Source organism: Actinospica acidithermotolerans, assembly GCF_018139625.1.
In the GTDB taxonomy this organism is placed as follows: Bacteria; Actinomycetota; Actinomycetes; order Streptomycetales; family Catenulisporaceae; genus Actinospica; species Actinospica acidithermotolerans.
This window is the reverse complement of record NZ_JAGSOH010000208.1, coordinates 1-6,122: the sequence shown is the minus strand read 5'-3', so window position 1 is coordinate 6,122 and position 6,122 is coordinate 1. Positions and strand designations below refer to the sequence as shown.

The window sequence follows — 6,122 nt, the reverse complement described above, 5'->3', positions numbered from 1 at the left end:
CTCACCCGTTCGCCACTAATCCACCCCGAAGGGCTTCATCGTTCGACTTGCATGTGTTAAGCACGCCGCCAGCGTTCGTCCTGAGCCAGGATCAAACTCTCCAAAAAAGAATTCAAAACCTGGCTAATTAACATCCCGACGGGGGTCGGGACAAACTAGCCAAAGTAAAACATTTGGCATCGTAAACAAATGACACACTGTTGAGTTCTCAAGAAACAGACACACTCACCGCTTGATCGGATCTTTCGATCCGCCTCCACGACCGGCGCTACTTCGGCAATTCTTTTCTTATTGCTTTTCTTGCTTGTTTTCGCTTGGTTTCCCTTGCGATGTCCTCAACTCTATCAGACTTTTCCGGGGGCTTTTTCCACCGGGGCTTTCCGGCCATCCGAAAGGACGACGGAAAACCGACCCCAGCCGACGTGGCCGACGGGATCTTGTCTTGTAGTGCTCAGGATTGTGCCGCTCCGCGTCCGGCCGGAATCCGGTCCATCCGCTCTTGGCGACTCGATCCACGTTACGCGCATCGCCCGCCACCGTCAAATCCGGTGGCGGGCGATGCGGGCCGTGTGGGGGGAGGCTCAGCGCTGCAGCGAGGGCTTGAGCTCCATGATGCGGTTGAGCAGGCCGTTCACGAACTGGGGGGACTCGTCGGTGGACAGCTGCTGGGCGAGGCCGACCGCCTCGTCGATGGCCACCACGTCCGGCACCTCGTCCTGCCACAGCAGCTCGTAGACGCCGAGGCGCAGCACGTTGCGGTCCACGGCCGGCATCCGGTCCAGCGGCCAGCCCACCGAGTAGGTCTCGATGAGCGAGTCGATCCGCTCCTGGTGCTTCGCGACGCCCTCGACGAGCTCTATCGCGTACTCGCCGAGCCGCGGATCGGAGTCCTGCGGGGTCAGCTGCTGCACCCGCGCGATCCGGTCGGCCAGCACGGTCGACGGACTGACGCTGCGCAGGTCGGCCTCGTAGAGGACCTCCACCGCGCGTCTGCGTGCCTTGTTGCGAGTTGCCACTGTTCTCCGGTCCCAGATCCCTCGTCGCCGCGTGCTCTACCGCTCTACCGAAAAGCGAACCGGATCAGCTGTTGATCCGGCCGAGGTACTTGCCGTCGCGCGTGTCCACCTTGATCTTCTCGCCGGTGGAGATGAACAGCGGCACCTGGATCTCGGCGCCGGTCTCCACGGTGGCCGGCTTGGTGCCGCCGGTGGAGCGGTCGCCCTGCAGGCCGGGCTCGGTGTAGGTGACCTCCATCTCGACCGCGGCCGGCAGCTCGATGTACAGCGGCACGCCCTCGTGCGTGGCCACCATCGCCTCGGCGCTCTCGAGGAGGTAGTTCGCGTTCTCGCCCACGGTGTCGCCGGCGACGTGGATCTGGTCGTAGGTGTCCAGGTCCATGAACACGAAGTCGACGCCCTCCTTGTAGAGGTACTGCATGGTGCGCTTGTCGACGTTCGCGGTCTCCACCTTGATGCCCGCGTTGAAGGTCTTGTCCACGACCTTGCCGGAGAGCACGTGCTTGAGCTTGGTCCGAACGAAGGCCGGGCCCTTACCGGGCTTGACGTGCTGGAATTCGACGACGTTCCAGAGCTCGCCGTCCAGGTTGAGCGTCATGCCGTTCTTGAGGTCGTTGGTCGAGGCCACGGCCGGGTGACTCCTAGCTAGAGGGAATTCTTAATCACTCCACTCTAGCGGTTAACCGGAGATCTCCCCGAACGCCCCCACCAGCAGCTGCATGTCCGGCCCGGACAGCACCGTGGGCTTCGCGATGTCGGTGAGCACGATGAAGCGCAGCACGTCCGCGCGGGACTTCTTGTCGATGCGCATCGTCTCGAGCAGCTTCGGCCAGGCCGCGGCGTCGTAGGTCATCGGCAGCCCGAGCGCCCCGAGCACGTCGCGGTGCCGGCGCACGACGGATTCGTCGAGGCGCCCGGCCAGCCGTGCGAGCTCCGCGGCGAAGACCATGCCGACGGAGACCGCGGCGCCGTGCCGCCACTGGTAGCGCTCGTTGCGCTCGATGGCGTGGCCCAGGGTGTGGCCGTAGTTGAGGATCTCGCGCAGCCCGGACTCGCGCAGGTCCTGGGAGACGACGTCGGCCTTGACCCGGATCGCGCGCTCGATCAGCTCCTGGGTGTGCGGTCCTTCGTACGACTTCGCGCCCTCGACGTCGCCCTCGACCAGCTCGAGGATTCGCGGGTCGGCGATGAAGCCGCACTTGACGACCTCGGCCATCCCGGCGACGTAGTCGTTGCGCGGCAGGGATTCCAGCGCGCCGAGGTCGCAGATCACGCCGGCCGGCGGCCAGAAGGCGCCGACGAGGTTCTTGCCCTCGGCGGTGTTGATGCCGGTCTTGCCCCCGACGGCCGCGTCCACCATGCCGAGCACGGTCGTCGGGATCTGCACCACGCGCACGCCGCGCAGCCAGGTGGCCGCGGCGAATCCGGCGAGGTCGGTGGTCGCGCCGCCGCCCACGCCGACGATCGCGTCGCTGCGGGTGAAGCCGGACTGGCCGAGCACGGTCCACAGGTACGCGAGCACCTGCGCGGACTTCTGCTCCTCGGCGTCCGGGACCTCGATCGTGATCGCGTTCAGCCCCGCGGCGGCCAGGTCCTCGCGGATCGCCTCGCCGGTGGCCTTGAGGGCCTTGGGGTGGACGACGGCGACGCGGGAGACCTTCTCGCCGAGCATCTTCGGCAGCTCGTCGAGCAGGCCGCGGCCGACCACGACCTCGTACGGCGAATCGCCTCCGACGGGGATGCGCGTGGTGCTGCTCAAGGCTTCAGGACTCCTTCGGGCGGTGGGGGATCCGGGCGCACAGCTCGTCGACGACCTCGTCGACGGTCAGCTCGCTGGTGTCGAGGTGGATGGTGGCGACCTCGGCGTAGAGGGGGCGCCGCGCGCGGTCGAGCTCGATGAACCGTCCGCGCACGTTGCCGAGCAGCAGCGGGCGGGCGCCGGTCAGCTCGACGCGCTTGACGGCGTTGTGCACGTTGACGTCGAGCCACACGACGTAGTGCGCGGCCAGGGCCTCGCGGGTCTCCGGGCGCAGGATGGCGCCGCCGCCGAGGGAGAGCACGCCGCGGTGCGAGACGAGGGCGGCGCGCACGGCCTCGGACTCGAGCTCGCGGAAGTACTCCTCGCCGCGCTCGATGAAGAGCTCTGCGATCGTCGTCCCGGTGAGCGCCTCGACGTCCTGGTCGGTATCGCGCAGCGGCACCGCGAGGCGCTCGGCGAGGACGGCGCCGACGGTGGACTTGCCGGATCCGGGCGGGCCGACGAGGACGGCCAGCGGACGGTCCATCCTCAGTGCACCCCCAGCCCGCGCTCGTCGAGGCCGGCGAGGTACGACTCGATGTTGCGCCGGGTCTCGGGCACGCTGTCGCCGCCGAACTTCTCCAGCAGCGCGTCGGCCAGCACCATGGCGACCATGGCCTCGGCCACGATCCCGGCGGCGGGCACGGCGCAGACGTCGGAACGCTGATGGTGCGCGGTCGCGGACTCGCCGGTGGCGACGTCGACCGTGGCCAGGGCGCGCGGGATGGTGGAGATCGGCTTCATCGCGGCGCGCACCCGCAGCACCTCGCCGGTGGACATGCCGCCTTCGGTACCGCCGGACTTGTTGGTCCGGCGGGAAATCGACCGTTCCGGACCTGCCGCACTGTGTTCCATACCGCCGGACTGGTTGGTCCGGCGGGAAATCGACCGTTCCGGACCTGCCGCACTGTGTTCCATACCGCCGGACTCGCCGGTGGCCCGGTGCACGCCGGGGTTCCCGGGCACGATCTCGTCCTGCGCCTGCGAGCCGCGGACCCGGGCGAGCTCGAAGCCGTCGCCCAGCTCCACGCCCTTGATCGCCTGAATGCCCATCAGGGCGGCGGCGAGGCGCGCGTCGAGCCGGCGGTCCCAGTGCACGTGGCTGCCGAGGCCCGGCGGAAGGCCGTAGGCCAGCACCTCGACGACGCCGCCCATGGTGTCGCCCTCCTTGTGGCAGAGGTCGATCTCCTCGACCATCCGCGCGGAGGCGACGGCGTCCAGGCAGCGCACCGGGTCGGCGTCCAGCCGCTCCTCGTCGGAGGGCTGCGGGACGAGCCCGGCCGGGGCCTTGACCGGGCCGAGTTCGACGACGTGCGAGACCAGCTCGACGCCGGCGGCCTGCTTGAGGAACGCGCGGGCGACCTCGCCGAGGGCGACGCGGGCGGCGGTCTCGCGGGCGCTGGCGCGCTCGAGGACCGGTCGGGCCTCGGTGAATCCGTACTTCTGGATGCCGGCCAGGTCGGCGTGGCCGGGGCGCGGGCGGGTGAGCGGGGCGCTGCGGGCCTGGCCGGTGGTGCCGGGCTCGAGCTCGTCGAGCTCGCCGTCGCCCTCGGCCGGGTCGGCGGCCATCACGGTGCGCCACTTCGGCCACTCGGAATTGCCGATCTGCACCGCGAAGGGGCCGCCCTGGGTCAGTCCGTGGCGCAGGCCGCCGAGGATCGTCACCTCGTCCTGCTCGAACTTCATCCGGGCGCCGCGGCCGTACCCGAGCCGCCGCCGGGCGAGCGCGTGCGCGATGTCCTTCGTCGAGGTCTCGATGCCGGCGGGAAGGCCTTCGGCGATCGCGACGAGGGCCGGACCATGGGATTCGCCTGCGGTGAGCCATCGCAACATGCCCCGATCATCCCACACGGGCGGTGACCGGTTCCGGACCTGTCCAGATCCCGTCAAGTCACTCAGCGTGACCGAACGGGGTCGTTCCGGTGTACGGCGTCCCCGCGCGCGGTTCACCGAAGGTCCACGTCGCGGTCACGTGAACGCTCTACGGTGTCCCGATGACAGCGACAACGGGGATCCCGTGGATCGGCTTCCTGTCCGACTACGGTCTGAGCGACTGCCACGTCGGGGTGTGCCACGGGGTGATCGCGGCGACCGCCCCGACGGCGCGGGTGATCGACCTGTGCCACGAGGTGCCCCCCGGCGACCTGCGCCGGGGTTCCGCGCTGCTCGCACAGGCGGCGCCGGACCTGCCGCCGGGGGTGCTGCTGGCGGTGGTGGATCCGGCCACGGGCCCGGGGGCGGGCACCCGCCGCCGGGCGCTGGCCGTGGCCGCGGGCGGATTCCTGCTCGTCGGGCCGGACAACGGGCTGCTGCTGCCGGCCGCGAAGGCGCTCGGCGGCGCGCGGGCGGCGTACGAGATCACCGCGCGCAGATACCTGCGGCAGCCGGTGTCGGCGACGTTCCGCGGCCGGGACGTGTTCGCGCCGGTCGCCGCGCACCTGGCCGACGGCCTGGATCCGGCGGCGCTCGGCCCGAAGGTGCCGATCGAGGCGCTGGTGCAGCTGCAGAAGCCGGTGGCGCGGCTGACGGCGCATCGGCTGGAGGGCGAGGTGCTGAGCGTGGACCGGTGGGGGACGGTGCAGACCACGCTGGAGGCGCGGCTGTTCGAGGCGGCCGGGCTGCGCATCGGCGACACGCTGAACGTGCACTGCCGGATCGGGGTGGTGAAGGTGCCCTTCGGGCGCAGCCACGCGGATGTGCGCCCCGGCGAAGCGGTCGGCTACGTGGACTCCGCGGGCCTGTTCGCCTTGGCCCGCAACACGAACTCGGCCGCCGAGGAACTGCAGTTGCAGCCCGGCGATCCGGTCGCGGTCCGGCTGCCCGCGACGATGGACACGGCCGGGTAGCTGCTCGGTAAACTGTCCCTCCGCGAGGTATCGGACGTTGAGACAGTGGCGAGGAGAGGCCTCAGCGTGAGTGACGGGCAGGGCGCGGGGCCTGGGGGCTCGTCGCGGCGGATGAGGGTGGCAGAGGTCTTCGACGGCCGCGGGCCGACGGGCGGAATCGTGATCAACCGGCCGCAGGTGAACCCGGCGGAACTGGCCGCGCTGACGGCGTATCTGACGAAGGCTCCGGTCGCCCTGGCGACGACGAAGACCGGCGAGGACGAGATGTCGCCGGGAGCGGGCCTGGTCGTGCCGCGGGCGTACCACACGGACGGAGAGTGGATCTGGCCCGCGGCGGTGGGCTACTACCTGCACAGATACCAGCTGTCGCCGCAGCCGGAGCTCGTCGAGCACATCAGGGCTCGTGGATTCCAGCTGGCCGCGGTGGCCGAGGACCGGCGCCAGGCCGCCGCGGCGCAGATG

General features: G+C 70.0%; 6 protein-coding genes, 1 rRNA gene and 1 pseudogene. 2 read left to right on the top strand and 6 right to left on the bottom strand.

What is annotated here, in order from left to right:
* The 6 genes from KDK95_RS33610 to aroC all read right to left on the bottom strand — a co-directional run.
* Window positions 1-107: ribosomal RNA gene (locus KDK95_RS33610) — 16S ribosomal RNA — on the bottom strand; the annotation flags it as partial.
* A gap of 474 nt (window positions 108-581) precedes the next feature.
* The gene (gene nusB / locus KDK95_RS33605) at window positions 582-1,016 is read right to left on the bottom strand and encodes a transcription antitermination factor NusB (protein WP_212522405.1); all 435 of its coding nucleotides are present in this window, start codon (window positions 1,014-1,016) and stop codon (window positions 582-584) included.
* A 64-nt stretch (window positions 1,017-1,080) separates the two neighbouring features.
* A complete protein-coding gene (efp, locus tag KDK95_RS33600) occupies window positions 1,081-1,644 on the bottom strand; it encodes an elongation factor P (RefSeq protein WP_212522404.1) in 564 nt (187 codons plus the stop codon).
* A 51-nt stretch (window positions 1,645-1,695) separates the two neighbouring features.
* Window positions 1,696-2,775, bottom strand: a complete 1,080-nt coding sequence (gene aroB, locus KDK95_RS33595; RefSeq protein ID WP_212522403.1) for a 3-dehydroquinate synthase — start codon at window positions 2,773-2,775, stop codon at window positions 1,696-1,698.
* Between the two features lie 4 nt (window positions 2,776-2,779).
* Window positions 2,780-3,301 carry a shikimate kinase gene (locus KDK95_RS33590; RefSeq protein WP_212522402.1) on the bottom strand — a complete coding sequence of 174 codons (522 nt, stop codon included), beginning with the start codon at window positions 3,299-3,301 and terminating at the stop codon, window positions 2,780-2,782.
* A gap of 2 nt (window positions 3,302-3,303) precedes the next feature.
* Window positions 3,304-4,647: a chorismate synthase gene (gene aroC / locus KDK95_RS33585; protein WP_212522401.1), complete on the bottom strand. Its 1,344-nt coding sequence runs from the start codon at window positions 4,645-4,647 to the stop codon at window positions 3,304-3,306.
* A gap of 161 nt (window positions 4,648-4,808) precedes the next feature.
* Between aroC and KDK95_RS33580 the strand changes: the two genes are divergently transcribed.
* Window positions 4,809-5,660, top strand: a complete 852-nt coding sequence (locus KDK95_RS33580; RefSeq protein ID WP_212522400.1) for an SAM hydrolase/SAM-dependent halogenase family protein — start codon at window positions 4,809-4,811, stop codon at window positions 5,658-5,660.
* 66 nt (window positions 5,661-5,726) lie between these two features.
* Window positions 5,727-6,122: pseudogene (locus tag KDK95_RS33575) on the top strand (hypothetical protein); the annotation flags it as partial.